At 58.8% G+C, this 16,255-nt stretch carries 13 protein-coding genes and 1 tRNA gene; 6 read left to right on the top strand and 8 right to left on the bottom strand.

Features of this window, described 5'->3' with window-relative positions:
• Positions 1-416: 416 nt before the first annotated feature.
• From K3727_10300 to pdxH, 5 genes are all read right to left on the bottom strand, one after another.
• A complete protein-coding gene (locus tag K3727_10300; protein UWQ93136.1) occupies positions 417-4,067 on the bottom strand; it encodes a vitamin B12-dependent ribonucleotide reductase in 3,651 nt (1,216 codons plus the stop codon).
• Between the two features lie 711 nt (positions 4,068-4,778).
• Positions 4,779-4,855, bottom strand: a tRNA-Pro gene (locus K3727_10295).
• Between the two features lie 44 nt (positions 4,856-4,899).
• Complete coding sequence (locus tag K3727_10290; protein UWQ93135.1) at positions 4,900-5,388, bottom strand: DUF192 domain-containing protein; 489 nt, start codon at positions 5,386-5,388, stop codon at positions 4,900-4,902.
• On the bottom strand, positions 5,372-5,914 hold the full coding sequence (locus tag K3727_10285) for a cold shock domain-containing protein (protein ID UWQ93134.1): 543 nt from the start codon (positions 5,912-5,914) through the stop codon (positions 5,372-5,374). The genes K3727_10290 and K3727_10285 overlap by 17 nt, the downstream gene beginning before the upstream one ends.
• A 122-nt stretch (positions 5,915-6,036) precedes the next feature.
• The gene (gene pdxH, locus K3727_10280; protein ID UWQ93133.1) at positions 6,037-6,642 is read right to left on the bottom strand and encodes a pyridoxamine 5'-phosphate oxidase; all 606 of its coding nucleotides are present in this window, start codon (positions 6,640-6,642) and stop codon (positions 6,037-6,039) included.
• Positions 6,643-6,773: 131 nt separating this feature from the next.
• On the opposite strand from pdxH, the gene fabI reads away from it, so the two are divergent.
• The 6 genes from fabI (at position 6,774) to trpE (ending at position 13,507) form a co-directional block, all read left to right on the top strand.
• Positions 6,774-7,580: an enoyl-ACP reductase FabI gene (gene fabI, locus K3727_10275; GenBank protein ID UWQ93132.1), complete on the top strand. Its 807-nt coding sequence runs from the start codon at positions 6,774-6,776 to the stop codon at positions 7,578-7,580.
• Between the two features lie 8 nt (positions 7,581-7,588).
• Positions 7,589-8,197, top strand: a complete 609-nt coding sequence (locus K3727_10270) for a LysE family transporter (GenBank protein ID UWQ93131.1) — start codon at positions 7,589-7,591, stop codon at positions 8,195-8,197.
• An 11-nt stretch (positions 8,198-8,208) separates the two neighbouring features.
• Complete coding sequence (gene gpt / locus K3727_10265) at positions 8,209-8,712, top strand: xanthine phosphoribosyltransferase (GenBank protein UWQ93130.1); 504 nt, start codon at positions 8,209-8,211, stop codon at positions 8,710-8,712.
• Positions 8,713-8,846: 134 nt separating this feature from the next.
• Positions 8,847-10,022 (top strand): aminotransferase, encoded by a 1,176-nt coding sequence (locus tag K3727_10260; protein UWQ93129.1) that lies wholly within the window; start codon positions 8,847-8,849, stop codon positions 10,020-10,022.
• Positions 10,023-10,123: 101 nt separating this feature from the next.
• Positions 10,124-11,968: a SurA N-terminal domain-containing protein gene (locus tag K3727_10255; protein UWQ93128.1), complete on the top strand. Its 1,845-nt coding sequence runs from the start codon at positions 10,124-10,126 to the stop codon at positions 11,966-11,968.
• Between the two features lie 27 nt (positions 11,969-11,995).
• Positions 11,996-13,507, top strand: coding sequence for an anthranilate synthase component I (trpE, locus tag K3727_10250; GenBank protein UWQ93127.1), 1,512 nt, complete (start codon positions 11,996-11,998; stop codon positions 13,505-13,507).
• Positions 13,508-13,596: 89 nt separating this feature from the next.
• Here trpE and K3727_10245 read toward each other — a convergent pair whose 3' ends face one another.
• The 3 genes from K3727_10245 to K3727_10235 form a co-directional block, all read right to left on the bottom strand.
• Positions 13,597-14,310 (bottom strand): hypothetical protein, encoded by a 714-nt coding sequence (locus K3727_10245; GenBank protein ID UWQ93126.1) that lies wholly within the window; start codon positions 14,308-14,310, stop codon positions 13,597-13,599.
• 4 nt (positions 14,311-14,314) lie between these two features.
• A complete protein-coding gene (locus K3727_10240; GenBank protein UWQ93125.1) occupies positions 14,315-15,355 on the bottom strand; it encodes a hypothetical protein in 1,041 nt (346 codons plus the stop codon).
• Positions 15,356-15,448: 93 nt separating this feature from the next.
• Positions 15,449-16,249 (bottom strand): alpha/beta hydrolase, encoded by an 801-nt coding sequence (locus K3727_10235; protein ID UWQ93124.1) that lies wholly within the window; start codon positions 16,247-16,249, stop codon positions 15,449-15,451.
• Positions 16,250-16,255: the final 6 nt, after the last annotated feature.

Genomic DNA, 16,255 nt, shown 5'->3' with positions numbered 1-16,255 from the left:
CTCTGCCGGATTCGCCCTGTTTCCCTTGCGGCAACCCGCACAGCCAAGTCGGCTGAAAATGGCTCGGCGGTTTGACACAGGGTTTGGATGGTCGGTCTGGCAAGGTCTTGCTCAAAACGCCCGACAGGGGCACCAAAACCCGAGTCGGCACAGGCAAAAAAGAAAAGGGAGCCGAAGCTCCCCCTAGTTTCGCCATCCAGGCTCTATTCGTTGACCGCCCGGTGTTTTTTTGCCTGCGGCCTGGACGTCGTCGGGGGCGAGCGCACCCGCCCCGTGAGAGAGTGAGAAGGACTGGATTCCGCCCCACCCTGAGTGTTTGGAGAGACCGGGTGGGATGCACCCCTGCTCTCCGAGTTCGTCGGGGACATCGGCCTGTGACCTTTGATCCCCTACACGTCCGCGCGGACGCGATGTCGTCAGCTACACCCGCTGGTTGCACCGCAGGTGTTGCATTTCATACAGGTGCCATTGCGCACCAGCGTGTAGTTTCCGCATTCGCCGCAGGCTTCGCCCTCGTATCCCTGCATCTTGGCCTTGGCGCGGGCATCCATGCTGAGAGGGGCTGCGACGGCGGCCGGGGCCGGGTTGGTTTCCGGTACCAATGCCTGCAACGCCGCTTCGGGATCGACCGCACTGTTCAGCGCCGTGGCCCCCTGCCCGCCTTGCAGCACAACCAGCTCCTGGGGCAGCCGTTTGCGCAGGTATCCGGTCGACGAAATCTGTTTCAGCACTTCCAGCGATTTGGTGGCGGCGGTTTCGCTCAGCTCGGACACGTTTGACACGCCCTCTTCCTCGCCACGGCCCAGATCGTCGAATGTGGCCCCCTGAGGTTTCACATGCGCCAGATCGGTGCGGTCCAGATAGGACACCGCCAATTCGCGGAACACATAGTCCAGAATCGAAGTGGCATTTTTGATGCTGTCATTGCCCTGAACCATCCCGGCCGGTTCGAATTTGGTAAAGGTAAAGGCGTCGACGAATTCCTCCAGCGGCACGCCGTATTGCAGGCCTACGGACACGGCGATGGCAAAGTTGTTCATCATCGCCCGGAAACCGGCGCCTTCCTTGTGCATGTCGATAAAGATTTCGCCCAGGGTGCCACCTTCGTATTCGCCGGTGCGCAGATAGACCTTGTGACCACCCACAACCGCCTTTTGGGTGTACCCCTTGCGGCGGTGAGGCATCTTTTCACGGTGCGATTTGATGATCTCCTTGACCACCACCTTTTCGACGATCTTTTCGGCCAGTACCGCAGCCTTTTCATGCTGCGATCCGGTTTCCAGAATATCGGCGGCGTCATCATCATCTTCAACCAGCGCGGCTGCCAGCGGCTGGCTCAGCTTGGAGCCATCCCGGTACAGCGCATTGGCCTTGATCCCCATCTGCCAGCTGCGCTCGTACGCGGCCTGGCAATCTTCGATGGTGGCATCATTGGGCATGTTGATGGTTTTCGAAATCGCCCCCGAAATAAACGACTGCGCGGCGGCCATCATGTCGATATGGCTGTTCACGCTCAGGAAGCGTTTGCCTTTTTTGCCGCACGGGTTGGCACAGTCGAAAATCGAATAATGCTCTTCCTTCAGATGCGGCGCGCCTTCCAACGTCATGGTTCCGCAAACGTGGTCGTTGGCGGCCTCGATGTCGGCCCGGGTGAACCCCAGGTGGCGCAGCAGGTCAAACGTGGGATCGTTCAGCTTGGTCGCCGGAATGCCCAGCACACCGGAACAGAATTCTTCGCCCAGAGTCCACTGGTTGAACACGAACCGGATGTCAAAGGCGCTTTCCAACGCTTCGTCGATCTTGCGCAGCTCGTTGGGGCCAAAGCCATGCCCGGCCAGCGAGGTATGGTTGATCGCAGGCGCATTGCCGATGGTGCCGTGACCCACCGCATAGCCGATGATCTCTTCGATCTGGGCGCTGGAATAGCCCTGTTTTTCCAAGGCAGCCGGCACCGAGCGGTTGATGATCTTGAAATAACCGCCACCGGCGAGCTTCTTGAACTTGACCAACGCGAAATCGGGCTCGATTCCGGTGGTGTCACAATCCATCACCAACCCGATGGTGCCGGTCGGCGCGATCACTGTGGCCTGCGCGTTGCGGAACCCGTGTTTTTCGCCCAGAGCCAGCGCCTCGTCCCAGGCGCCCATGGCCAGTTCGACCAGACGCGGATCCGGGCAATTCCCCTGATCCAGCGGTACGGGTTTGATGGCCAGATCTTCGTAGCCATCCGACGCGCCATAGGCCGCATTGCGATGGTTGCGGATGACCCGCAGCATGTTGTCGGCGTTGCGTTTATAGCCCGCAAACGGGCCCAATTCGCGGGCGATTTCGGCGCTGGTGGCATAGGCGACGCCCGTCATGATCGCGGTCAGGGTGCCACACAGGGCGCGTCCCTCGTCGCTGTCATAGCTGTAGCCCATATTCATCAACAGACCGCCGATATTGGCATAGCCCAGACCCAGCGTGCGGAAGTCATAAGACAGCTGCGCGATTTCCTTGGACGGGAATTGCGCCATCATCACGCTGATTTCCAGGGTCACGGTCCACAGACGCGACGCATGCATGTAATCCTCGGCCTGGAACTTGCCGTCCTTGAGAAAGGTCAGCAGGTTCATCGACGCCAGGTTACAGGCGGTGTCATCCAGGAACATGTATTCCGAACAGGGGTTTGAACCACGAATTTCACCATCGGCGGGGCATGTGTGCCATTCATTGACCGTATCGTGGTACTGGATACCCGGATCGGCACAGGCCCAGGCTGCATGGCCGACCTTTTCCCACAGATCGCGCGCCTTGACGGTTTTGGAAACACGCCCATCCGTGCGGTTGATCAGTTCCCAATCGGCGTCTTTTTCCACCGCGTGCAGGAACCCATTGGTGACCCGGATCGAGTTGTTCGAATTCTGCCCTGAAACCGAATTATAGGCCTCCGAATCCCAATCGGTGTCATAGGTCGGGAATTCGATGCTGGTGTGGCCCTGTTTGGCATAATCCAGAACCCGTTTGATATAGGTTTCCGGGATCATCACCGTTTTGGCTTCGCGGATCGCCTGTTTCAGGCTGTCGTTGCTGGCCGGGTCATAGGCATCGACTTCGGCACCGTCCCAGGTGCGGATTGCGTCAAAGATGCCGTTCAGCATCTTTTCGTGCATTTTCGATCCCGCGACGATCGACGCAACCTTTTGCTCTTCCAGCACCTTCCACTGGATGAAATCTTCGATATCGGGGTGGTCGGCGTCGACGATCACCATCTTGGCTGCGCGCCGGGTGGTCCCGCCCGATTTGATTGCACCCGCAGCACGGTCACCGATTTTCAGGAACCCCATAAGGCCTGACGATTTGCCGCCACCGGACAGAGATTCCCCTTCGGCACGCAAGTGGCTAAAGTTGGTGCCCGTCCCCGACCCATATTTGAACAGGCGTGCCTCGCGCACCCACAGATCCATGATGCCGCCGTCATTGACCAGATCGTCCGACACACCCTGAATGAAACAGGCGTGCGGTTGGGGATGTTCATAGGAGGATTTGGATTTGGTCAGCTTGCCGGATTTGTGGTCGACGTAATGGTGCCCTTGGGCCGGGCCGTCGATGCCATAGGCCCAATGCAGGCCGGTGTTGAACCACTGTGGGCTGTTGGGCGCGGCCTTTTGCGTGGCCAGCATAAAACGCATTTCGTCGAAATAGGCGCGGGCATCCTCTTCGGTGGTGAAATAGCCGCCCTTCCAGCCCCAATAGGTCCAGGCCCCTGCCAGACGGTCAAACACCTGCTTGGACGAGGTTTCGCCGCCAAATCCAGTGTTGTTTTCGGCCGGAACAGACCGCCACAGGAATTCGGGCACACCTTTTTCGCGCACGGTCTTGATCTTGTTGGGGACGCCCGCTTTGCGGAAATACTTCTGGGCAATCACATCGCTGGCGACCTGGCTCCAGCTGGTGGGAATCTCGATGTTCTCGAGTCGAAAGACGATACTGCCGTCCGGGTTGCGGATTTCCGAGGTGACACCTGCGAAATCCAGCTCTGCATATGCATCCTGCCCGGCCTTGGTAAATTTTCTTTCGATCTTCATTGCCCCAACGTCTCCAGCCGTTTGTGTTTTCAGTTTGGGCCTGCACAGCCCTGCGTCCCAGCGTTTGCGCCGACGGTCAAACCGGGCAGGAAACAGCCAGAAGCGGTCCGCGAACGGCCACGCAATCCTTTGGCGCATCAGCCAAAATATTCCAGTTGGTTTTCTATCCCCGTCTGAACCGGGCTTCTGGCTTTGATACCAGATTTAGTAGCCACGCTGTCAGCCCCCACAATTTGACGTATACCCCCATAGCTGGTCAATGAAATTATTCAGCCCCCTTGCCCGCTTTCCCTCTTGACCCAAAATTGGCTTTGCGCCGGTCAGGTGCCGTAGATGATTCATCCACAGATCCATCCCAAAGCCGCCGCAAAACACGACCCGGGTCGCGGTCCTGATTTTATACGTTTCAAGAGCGGGTTGGCCGAACTTGTTCACAGGGTCCAGCGCGAGACGTTAGGGTTTTGTTAGGAAGTATTAACGGCGAAACTTTTTTTTAACCTTGTTCGGACCACCCCTGCATGTTGCCGAAATATCGCCCCCAGAGGCCCGCATTTCGCGCTTTGGCAGAGACTCACCGTGACGTCACTTGGGGATCAGCACCGGGCACTAGATGTGGCATATAGAGGGGGAAGCAGACACAATCCCGAATCGTCGTGTGCACCCTGCCAGAGGCAGAGTGTGGGTTCACACAACGATATTCAGAAGTTTTACTGGTCGGGGCGGCAGGATTCGAACCTACGACCCCCTGTACCCAAAACAGGTGCGCTACCAGACTGCGCCACGCCCCGATCAGTGGCGTCTTACTAGCGACACCAATCTGATTTGGAAACCCCTAACAGGGCCAAATCGCCGGTCCATCTGAAAATATTTTGTGGCGCAGTTCAGACCCGACATTGATCCCGTACTGACGGGCCAAGCCGGCATTGATTTCCAGCACCGCGTAAACCTGTTGGCCGCCATCAATCGGCGTCAAATCGCCGGGAATCGCGTCATGATGGACATGGGTCACCCGTCCCGCACGATCCGTAAAAATCATATCCAGGGGAATCAGCGTGTTCTTCATCCAGAACACGGCACGCTGGGGCTGGTCATATACGAACAGCATCCCGGACCGGCGCGCCATTGTTTCGCGAAACATCAGACCCTGGGATCGTTCCTCGGCAGTGTCGGCCAGTTCGACAACGAATCCCGCCTGCCCCCAATCGCCTCTCAGATCGACCGTCTTGTCAGAACACGCGGCACGGGCTGCTTCGGCCCAACCCAGGGTCAAAGCGGCCAGTATCAGCGCTGCACCCTTTAAACTGTCACTCAGCCTCATCATCACCGTTCAGTGCTGTTTCCCAGGAATGCACCTCGGCCGCCATGCGACCGCGTTTTCCGTCCATGACCCGCATGGCCAGAGCTTCGCCCGGTTGCAGGTCCGCCAATCCCGATTGGCGCAACACTTCGACATGCAGAAACACATCTTCGTTGCTGCCGAATACATTGGCAAAGCCAAACCCCTTGCCCTTGTCGAACCATTTCACCCGGGCCGGTTCCAAGGGCAAGTCCCGTAGCGTGCTCTCGTCCACTTCGGCAAAATCGCTCAAACCGGTTGTCGCTTCACGGTCGGGGGCCGAAATGCTGACCACTTCGACGGCCTGCACGCCCCGGTCGGTGCGATGCGTCACGATTTCGATTTCCGCACCGTCCGTCACCGAACTCTGCCCGAAATTCCGTAACACATTCACATGCAACAAGATGTCGGGGCCACCTTCATCAGCCAGGACAAACCCATAGCCCTTGGCTGGATCAAACCACTTCACGACCCCTTTGACGTGGTACATACTGCTCAGATCTTCTGCCACCACACTTCCACCGAAAGTTCTAGTTTATACGCTTCTCTGATGAGATGCGCGATTTTGCAGGGGGAATTCAAGCCGAAAATTTCAAGACTTTTCATACTCTTGCAATTCGCGATACGTGAATATCAGGGGCTCAGTCGGGCAATTTCCCAAGCATCATCAAGGTTTTGACGCCGCCAGACAAACCGATCATGCAGCCGATACGCCCCGTCCGCCCAGAATTCGATTTCTGTCGGGTGTAACCTAAATCCCCCCCAAAATGGGGGACGTGACGGGTTGGGACCATGCATCGCGGTCACTTTTGCAACTTCTGCGACCAACCCCGCGCGGCTGGACAGCGGCTGGGATTGTTTGGACGCCCAGGCCCCCAATTTGCTCTTGAGCGACCGGGATTTGTAATAGGAATCCGCCTGGGGCCCTTCTTCGCGCGTCACTGTACCGCGCACCCGAACCTGACGGCGCAGCGATTTCCAATGCATGACAAACGCGGCCTTGCCCGTGGCGTCGATCTCGCGCGCTTTTGCGCTGCCATAATTGGTATAAAAGACAAAGGCATCCGCTTCGATCTCTTTGAGCAATACCATACGCGCATTCGGCATCCCGTTTGCATCGACCGTCGACAGCGCAATCGCGTTGGGGTCATTCACTTCTTCGGCCTCGGCCGCCGCCAACCAGGTTCGGGCAATTTCGAACGGATCATCGCCTGCAAATATTCCTGCACGATCTGACATGTCACACCTTTTGTCGTTTTCCCCGGCACCGTAGAACCCAAGTCAATATCCGGCAAGCCCGGGCACCCTTGATGAGCGGAGTTTGATAACTTAAAGGTCTGTCAATCAATACACACGGGTGGAGAACCTGAATGACAAATCAATTGATGGCCGGGAAACGTGGTCTCATCATGGGCCTGGCCAATGACAAATCCATTGCATGGGGCATTGCCAAAGCCTGTGCAGAAGCCGGGGCCGAACTGGCGTTTTCCTATCAGGGGGACGCGCTCAAGAAACGGGTTGATCCGCTGGCTGCACAATTGGGCAGCGACATTGTGCTCCCCTGTGATGTGGGCGACGAAGCGTCAATGGACGCCTTGTTTGCCGCGCTCGAGGAAAAATGGGGCAAGCTGGACTTTCTGGTGCACGCCATCGGGTTTTCGGACAAGAACGAACTGCGGGGTCGCTATGTCGACACCAGCCGCGGTAATTTCCAGATGACCATGGATATTTCGGTCTACTCCTTTACCGCCGTGATGCAGCGCGCGGAAAAGATGATGTCCGAAGGCGGCAGTGCCTTGACCCTGACCTATTACGGTGCCGAGCAGGTAATGCCGCATTACAATGTCATGGGTGTGGCCAAGGCTGCGCTGGAAGCATCGGTAAAATATCTGGCCGAAGATCTGGGCAAGGACGGCATCCGCGTCAACGCCATTTCGGCCGGCCCGATCAAGACATTGGCCGCCAGCGGCATCGGCGATTTCCGCTACATCATGAAGTGGAACGAATACAATTCGCCCCTGCGCCGCAATGTCACCACCGAAGACGTCGGTAAATCGGCTTTGTATCTGCTGAGCGATCTTGGATCCGGTGTCACCGGTGAAAACCTGCATGTCGATGCCGGTTACCATGTGGTCGGCATGAAGGCCGTAGATGCGCCCGATATCGAAAAGGGCTGATTCAGACCATGGAGCTGACCCATCTCATCGCCTTTAACCTGACCCTGCTGGTCGCCATCGCCAGCCCGGGGCCTGCGCTGCTGTATGCATTGCGGGCCACGCTGACTGGTGGGGCCTCGCGGGGGCTGATCACCGGGTTTGGTCTGGCGATCATGGCGGCTGCGTGGACCACATTGGCGTTGCTGGGGCTGGAAGGCGTGTTTGCCCTGTTTCCCTGGGCTTATGTGCTGCTCAAGGTATCTGGCGCGGCCTATCTGATCTGGATGGCCATCGGCATGTGGCGCAACGCACGTGCCCCCATGACCCAGAATACCGACCTGCCCCCTGCCCGGCGTGCCTTTGTCACCGGACTGATGGTAAATCTGGCCAATCCCAAGGCAGTTCTCTTTGCCTCGGCTGTCCTGTTGGTCATTTTCCCACCGCAGTTGCAGCTGTGGGAAAAGGCGATGATCGTCGCCAATCACCTGGCGATCGAATTGTTGTTCTACTCTACATTTGCCCTGCTGCTCTCCACGCCGCCGGCCCGCGCCGGGTATCTGCGGCTGAAACCTCTGATTGATCGCATAGCCGCCGCCCTGCTGGGCACGTTGGGTCTGCGACTGTTGATCGAACGATAAGGATCCGAACCATGACCGACCGTCTGCCCCACGAAAAAGGCTTTCACATCAGCTGGGACCAGATCCATCGCGATTCCCGCGCCTTGGCCTGGCGGCTGGATGGCCAGGGGCCGGATGACGGTGCATGGCGCGCAGTGGTTGCGATCACCCGCGGTGGCATGGCACCCGCAATGATCGTCAGCCGCGAGCTGGACATTCGCACTGTCGACACCGTCAGCGTCAAATCCTATCACCACCAGGCCCAGGGCGAAGCCGAAGTGCTGAAGGCCCCCGATGCGGCATTGATGGGCGATGGCACCGGCGTTCTGATCATCGACGATCTGGTCGACAGCGGCAAAACCCTGGAACTGGTGCGCGCGTTGTATCCAAACGCGCATTTCGCCACCGTCTATGCCAAACCAAAAGGCCGCCCGATGGTCGATACATTTATCACCGAGGTCAGCCAGGACACCTGGATCTTTTTCCCGTGGGACATGGCGCTGCAATATGTCGAACCCTATCGCGGCACCGATTGATCTGCGGAACCGTCCGTCAGGCATTCGCTTGGAGAACGCTCCCCACAGTGGGAGCGTTTTTGTTTGCTGAACAGCCGACATTGTGGTGAAGCTGGAGACCACAACCAGATAACAAAACCCAACAGGCTGCGCGTATGACGATCCCTCGAACCCACTCGACTTTTGTGTCTCCAATCGTGGAATCCCGCCGCTGGGTGCAGAACGCGGATTTCCCGGCGGATCGCCCGTTGATCAACGTGTCCCAGGCCGCGCCCATCGACCCGCCGCCCTTGCCGCTGCGCCAGGCCATCGCCCGTGCGGCAATCGACACGGACGACAGCCATCTTTATGGCCCGGTTCTGGGGCGGCCAGCATTGCGGGCGGCGCTGGCCGGGCAGATGTCCGACCATTATGACGCGCATATCCACTCAGATCAGATCGCCATCACGTCGGGCTGCAATCAGGCCTTTGCCGCGACCATTGCCGCCCTATGTAGCGATGGGGATGAGATCCTCATCCCAACCCCTTGGTATTTCAATCATAAAATGTGGCTGGACATGTCCGGGGTGGCGGCAATCGCGCTGTCGACAGGACCAGACATGGTGCCCGACCCTGCGCATGCCGCTGCGCTGATTACAAAGCGCACCCGCGCCATCGCGTTGGTCAGCCCCAACAATCCCTGTGGTGTCGAATATCCCGCCCCAATGATCCGCGCTTTTTACGAATTGGCTAAATCCAACGGTATCAAACTGATTCTGGATGAAACCTATCGCGATTTCGACAGCCGCGATGGCGCGCCCCATGATCTGTTTACGAGCCCCGAGTGGGACAATACGCTGATCCATCTCTATTCCTTTTCCAAGGCATACCGCCTGACCGGACATCGGGTCGGTGCCATCGCGACGGCACCGGGCCTGCTGTACGAGATGGAGAAATTTCTCGACACGGTCACGATCTGCCCCAACCAGCTGGGTCAGATTGCGGCCACCTGGGGAATCGAAAATCTGTCGGACTGGGTCGCCGGCGAACGTGTTGAAATTCTGGACCGCCGGAGCGCCATCGCCGATCACTTCCCCGTGCTTGAGGCTCAGGGATGGAAGCTGCTGGGGCTGGGGGCTTATTTCGCCTATGTTGAACACCCATTCGACATGTCTTCGCTGGACATGGCACAACGGTTGGTGAACGAGGCCTCTGTTCTGATGCTGCCGGGAACCATGTTCATGCCCGACGACGACCCCGGCGGAAAACGTCAATTCCGCATCGCGTTTGCCAATATTGATCGCGACGGTATCGCCCAGCTGTTTGACCGGCTCGCCAACCTCAGCTTCTGAACTTGACTGGCCCTCTTGCCCCCCTGTGGTGTGCGTCGTAGACAGGGCCGCAACATTTACAGGCAGCGCACGCGCTAACAGGACGCCAACAAGGGGGCAACATGGCCTTAGGCATGAAAAGTATCTCGAAAACCATGGTCTGGATCCTGATGGGGATGCTGATTGTCGGCCTGGCCGGATTTGGTGCCGTTAATTTCTCGGGCTCGGTCACATCGGTTGCCCTGGTCGGCGATCAGGAGATCGACGTTCAATCCTATGCCCGTGAATTGCAACGCGAACAGAACGCTGTTCAGGCCCAGACCGGTCAGGCCATGCCCATGTCCCAGATGCGGGAATTGGGTCTGGACCGGGTTGTTCTGAGCCGCCTGATCACCCTGGCCGCGCTGGATCACGAAGTGGCCGAACTGGGCCTGTCGATCGGTGACGAAAACGTGCAGCGCGAAATCCTTGAAATCGACGCTTTTCAGGACATCCAGGGCAACTTTGACCGCGAAGCCTATCGCTATCAGTTGGATCAGATCGGACTGAGCGAAGTGGAATTCGAAACGGATCTGCGCTCCGAAGCGGCCCGGACCCTGGTTCAGGGCGCTATCTTGACCGGCGTGCAGATGCCCCACACGCTGATCGACACCCTGACCGATTACATTGGCGCGCGGCGCAGCTTTACCTGGACCCGTGTCACACCCGAAGATGTGGTACTGACACAGGTCATGCCGAGCGACGCGGACCTGCGGGCCTTTTATGAGAGCAACCCCGATCAGTTCACCCTGCCGGAAACCAAACAGATCACCTATGCCCGCCTGACCCCCGATATGCTGGTGGATCAGGTCGAACTGGACGAAACCGCCCTGCGTGAGCTTTATGACCAACGCGCCGACCTGTATCAGACCCCGGAACGGCGATTGGTGGAACGTCTGGTGTTTGCCGACGATGCCGCAGCATCGAATGCAATGGCCCAGATCGAAGTAAACGGCACCAATTTCGACCTATTGGTCGAACAACGCGGCCTGACCCTGTCGGACGTGGATCTGGGAGATGTGACCCTGGGCGATCTGGGTGCCGCTGGCGAGGCGATTTTTGCCGCCCAAGTGGGGGATGTTGTTGGTCCCCTGCCCAGCGATCTGGGCGCAGCCCTGTTCCGGGTCAATGGACGCTTTGATGCCCGCACCACCACATTCGAACAGGCCGAACCTGAGCTACGCGAAGAGCTGGCCAGCGAACGCGCCCGCCGTCTGGTGGAATCACAGGCCGAAAACATCGACGACCTGTTGGCCGGTGGTGCCACCCTCGAAGAGCTGGGCGATGAAACCGATCTCGCCCTGGGCAAGATCGACTGGACCGCCGACAGCAATGACGGCATCGCCGCCTATAGCGCCTTCCGTTCAATCGCCGAAGCAGTTCAGCCCACGGATTTCCCCACGGTCGAGTTTCTCGAAGACGGCGGATTGTTTGCCCTGCGGCTCGACAGCGTGCTGCCGCCCCGTCCAGAACCCTTTGAAGACGCCAAGGCCAAGGTGCTGGCCGCAGTTCAGGCTGATCGCCTGACCCAGGCGTTGACCGCCGAAGCCGACCGTATTCTGGCCGACCTGGTCACCTCGGGTGATTTCCTGGCCACCGGCCTGCCGGTCAAAGTGGAAAATGGTCTGACCCGAACCGCCTTTATTGACAATGCCCCGGCAGATCTGATGACCCAGGTGTTCGACATGGAACCCGGTGATCTGCGGATAGTTCAGGACAGAGAACAGGTTCTGATCGTTCAATTGGACGAGGCTCTGCCACCGGAACAGACCGACGATCTGACCCAGCTGACCCAGGCCTTGCAAATCCAGGTCAATCAGGCGCTGGGACAGGCGCTGTTCACAGCTTATGCCACGGATGCCCAGATGCGGGCCAGCCCCCGGGTGGACCAGCAGGCATTGAACGCCGTCGCGGCCAGCTTCCAGTAATCCCCGCGTATTCGAAAGACCAAACCCATGGCCCTGACCCCCGATTTCGACAGCTTTGCCCGCGCCTATGAGGCGGGCGAAAACCAGGTTGTCTATACGCGGCTTGCCGCGGATCTGGACACGCCCGTGTCGCTGATGCTGAAACTGACAGGCGCGCAAAAGGATGCGTTCATGTTGGAATCGGTCACTGGCGGCGAAGTGCGTGGCCGCTATTCGATCATCGGAATGAAACCGGATCTGGTCTGGCGCTGTCGCGGAGAGCTCTCCGAGCTGAACCGCTCGGCGCGATATGACGCCGAAGATTTCACGGCGCAGGATGGCAACCCGATGGATAATCTGCGGGCGCTGATCGGCGAGAGCCGCATTGATTTGCCCGAGGATCTGCCCCAGGCGGCGGCCGGTCTGTTTGGCTATCTGGGCTATGACACCGTGCGTCTGGTGGAACATCTGCCCAATGTGAACCCTGACCCGCTGGGCCTGCCCGATGCGCTGATGCTGCGCCCGTCGGTTGTGGCGGTTCTGGATGGGGTCAAAGGCGAGGTCACGGTCGTGTCCCCCGCCTGGGTCAGCGACGGACAGACGGCCAAGGCCGCCTATGCCCAGGCCGCTGAACGGGTGATGGATGCGGTGCGAGATCTGGAACGCGCCATGCCCGCCGAAACCCGCGATCTGGGCGACGCCGATGACATCGCGGCGCCGGTTAGCAATTTCACCAAAGACGGCTATATGGCAGCGGTCGAAAAGGCCAAGGATTACATCCGCGCCGGTGATATCTTTCAGGTGGTCCCGGCCCAACGCTGGTCGCAGGATTTTCGTCAGCCCCCCTTTGCGCTGTATCGTTCGCTGCGGCGCACCAACCCGTCGCCGTTCATGTTCTACTTCAACTTTGGCGGTTTTCAGGTGGTGGGTGCCAGCCCCGAAATCCTGGTTCGCGTCTTTGGTAGCGAAGTCACCATTCGCCCGATCGCCGGCACCCGTCCCCGCGGTGCAACCCCCGAAGAGGACAAGGCGTTGGAGGCCGATCTGCTGGCCGACAAAAAGGAACTGGCAGAACATTTGATGCTGCTGGATCTGGGCCGCAATGACACCGCCCGTGTGACTAAAATCGGCACCGTACGCCCGACCGAACAATTCATCATCGAACGCTACAGCCATGTGATGCACATCGTGTCCAATGTCGTCGGCGAACTGGCCGAAGACAAAGACGCCCTGGATGCGTTCTTTGCCGGGATGCCTGCGGGGACCGTTTCTGGCGCGCCCAAAGTGCGGGCCATGGAAATCATCGACGAACTGGAACCGGAAAAACGCGGCGTCTATGGCGGTGGGGTCGGTTATTTCAGCGCCGGGGGTGACATGGACATGTGCATCGCGCTGCGCACGGCCGTGGTCAAGGATCAGACCCTATATATTCAGGCCGGTGGTGGCGTTGTCTATGACAGCGACCCCGAAGCCGAATATATGGAAACCGTGCATAAATCCAACGCCATCCGCCGCGCCGCCGCGGACGCAGGTCGGTTTACCGGCAACGGCAATGGCTAGATCAGACGCTGTATGTCTGCCAAGTTCAGCGGGGTCGCCCAGACTAGGGCGACCCCGTTTTTTTACCCACCGGTCGTGAGCTTGACCAACTAGGGGTTGATCGGTGCAAGCGCGGCCACGGCCCCAACCGGACCCACCCCCGCCACACGCGTCATCGGCTCCAGCAATTCCTTACTGGCCAGAATAAACGCAGTGCAGGACACCATGCATACCAGCGCCAGGATCAAAGCCTGCCCGGGCGTGCCGCGCCGACCATGCGGGATCGTCAACAACATCGCTCCCGCCGCGATCAACGGGATGCCGATGCTTATGACCTCGACCCGAAAGTCATACAGCAGCGTATTCAACAGCAGCTTGTCCATCCGATTAAACAGTTCGGGCCAAATCGCAAAATCTTCGTATTTCCACCAGAAATAGCCATTCAGCCCGCTCATGATCAGCACACAAAAGAACCAGGTGACAAACAGGGCCGATACCCAGGACGCCACACAGTTTTCACGACGAATCGGACCCCACCCATTCACCGCCCCCATCAGGCTGCCCAGAATCGTTCCAACCCAGCTGAGCCCCAGCAAAGAGATAAAGCCGATCAGCAAAACCAATGTCGTGTCCCCACCGGCCAGCGGCACCATGCCGAGAAACGACATGAAATGAAACGGCAACACGAACCAGATCGCCTTGGTCACGGTTTCCATCGTGTCTTCGTTTGATCGGTTTTCGACAAACGGATTGCGTGCCATCGACAGCATGGACATGAACGATGGAAAGGCCTTCAGGATATTCTCCATTTCCTTTGTCAGCATGGGCTCAGTTCCCCGCGGACGATGGCCACTGCAGCCGGACATAGGCGCTTTGGCTGGAGTTTTCGATCTGTTGGAAGTGTAGTTCGGTCACATGCGGTCGCCAATTGCCGGTTTTGGCGGCGCGGATCGCGGCCTTTTTATCGGCTGCAACAGCCCCGAAAAACCACCTGCTCAGATCTCCGGTCGGAATCGGGGCCGGGATCTCCAGGCACACGCCATTGTCATGGGCCGAGATATCAAACAGGCTCGCTTCGACGCTGGACACGACATATGGCGATCCGGCATCTGCCGGCAGTTGCACCGGGGGCAGGCTCGCATAGGCTGGGCTGGGCAGAAAGACCTGCGCCACATCATGCGCAGTCTGTTCGATCAGCAACTGCCCCTTGGCATTGATCGCTATTTTTTCGAGACCGGTATACACCTGACTGGTGCGCAGCTGGCCCTGGGGATCGACAATGCGCCCGGTGTATTGGCACCCGTTGCGACCGGTAAAGGTGAAATGGAAATTCTCGCCCACAACCGGGGCCCGTTTCAATTCCCGCGCGTCGGAATGGGCCAGAACATATTGGCCGCTCTCAATGAAATGCTGGGCTTCGCGCAGCCCCTGTTGTTTGACCGAATTGGTCACGTCACAGCGCCCAAAGGGGAGATCCGCCCGCCCCAGCGCAACGTAATGCGCCTTTTTCGAACCCGCCAGCTGCTGAGCGCTGTGGCTGATCCGCCGGATCAGGACGGCCTCCTGATGGGTTTTGGGCTGCACCAGCACATGATCGGTGCCCCCGACCCCCGACCGCAGATAAAATTTCCCGCCATAGCGGTATCCGGCAGGAACCTGCCCCTTGAACTGATGAATGTTGGCCTGTTTCCTCTGGCCGATCTCGCCGAACCGGATCCGTCCCAGACGCAGGGCTTCGGCGGGATCACCGTTTGGGGAATAAAACAGACCGTTACGCGCAAACATCTGCCGGTCACATTCAGCAGCTCCCAATCCGGCACCGGCAAATGCGCTGACGGACAGCGCGACAGCCGCAATCAAATTTCGCATGGCACACCTCAAATCGCTTGGTTCAAAATCACCAGCGAGTGTACCACAAAAATTGGATTCCCCCTAATCCAAGGCCGGATCGGCCCTAATCGCTCAGACGCGCGCCAGGAAGGCTTTGATATGGGCGTTGACGGCTGCGGGCTCTTCGATGGTCGCCGAATGTCCGGCACCCGGTATCAGGTGCATTTCAGCCCCCGCAATCGCATCACGCATCCGTTCGGATTTGGCCGGAACCGTGGCCACATCTTCGTCCCCCACCAGGATCAGCGTTGGTGTGCTGATCTGGTCCAGGTCCTGGTACACGCCCACCCGGTCGATTACCCCGTTGACTGCCCGAACGATCCCCTTGCGATCGTTGGCCTTGATCCGGTCGCGCCACTGCGCCTTTTGCGCGGCCCGCGCCGGGTCGGTCAGGAAACTTTGCCCGAACATGATCGGCATCACCTTGTCGACCACGACCCCCAAACCGAACCAACGGGCGACGAAATTCATCTTGCGATACTTGGGCTTGTTGTCTTCCGGCTCGGGGTCGGCCGAGCTTTCCAGAATGATCAGCGAGCGCAGCAGCTCCGGATGGCGCAGCGCCAGACGCATACCCACAAAACCGCCCATCGACAGCCCCGCAAAATGCACCGGCCCGTTTGCAAGCTCCCGGATTAACGCGGCCGCGTCTTCGGCCACGGTTTCCATGTCATAGCCATCTAGGGGGGCGTCGCTGTTGCCCTGCCCCCGATGGTCATAGGTGATACAGCGATAGCGGCTGCTGAACTGCGCCACCTGGGCGTCAAACATCCTGCCGCTCATCAACAGACCATGGGAAAAGACGATGGTTTCATCCCCCTGCCCGCTGTCGGTGTAATGTAGACGCACGCCATTGACCGTGAGATGGGGCATGTTTTG

The organism is Rhodobacteraceae bacterium M382 (assembly GCA_025141015.1).
In the GTDB taxonomy this organism is placed as follows: domain Bacteria; phylum Pseudomonadota; class Alphaproteobacteria; order Rhodobacterales; family Rhodobacteraceae; genus Aliisedimentitalea; species Aliisedimentitalea scapharcae.
Note: the sequence above shows the minus strand (reverse complement) of the source record. Positions and strands in the feature narration are given on the sequence as shown.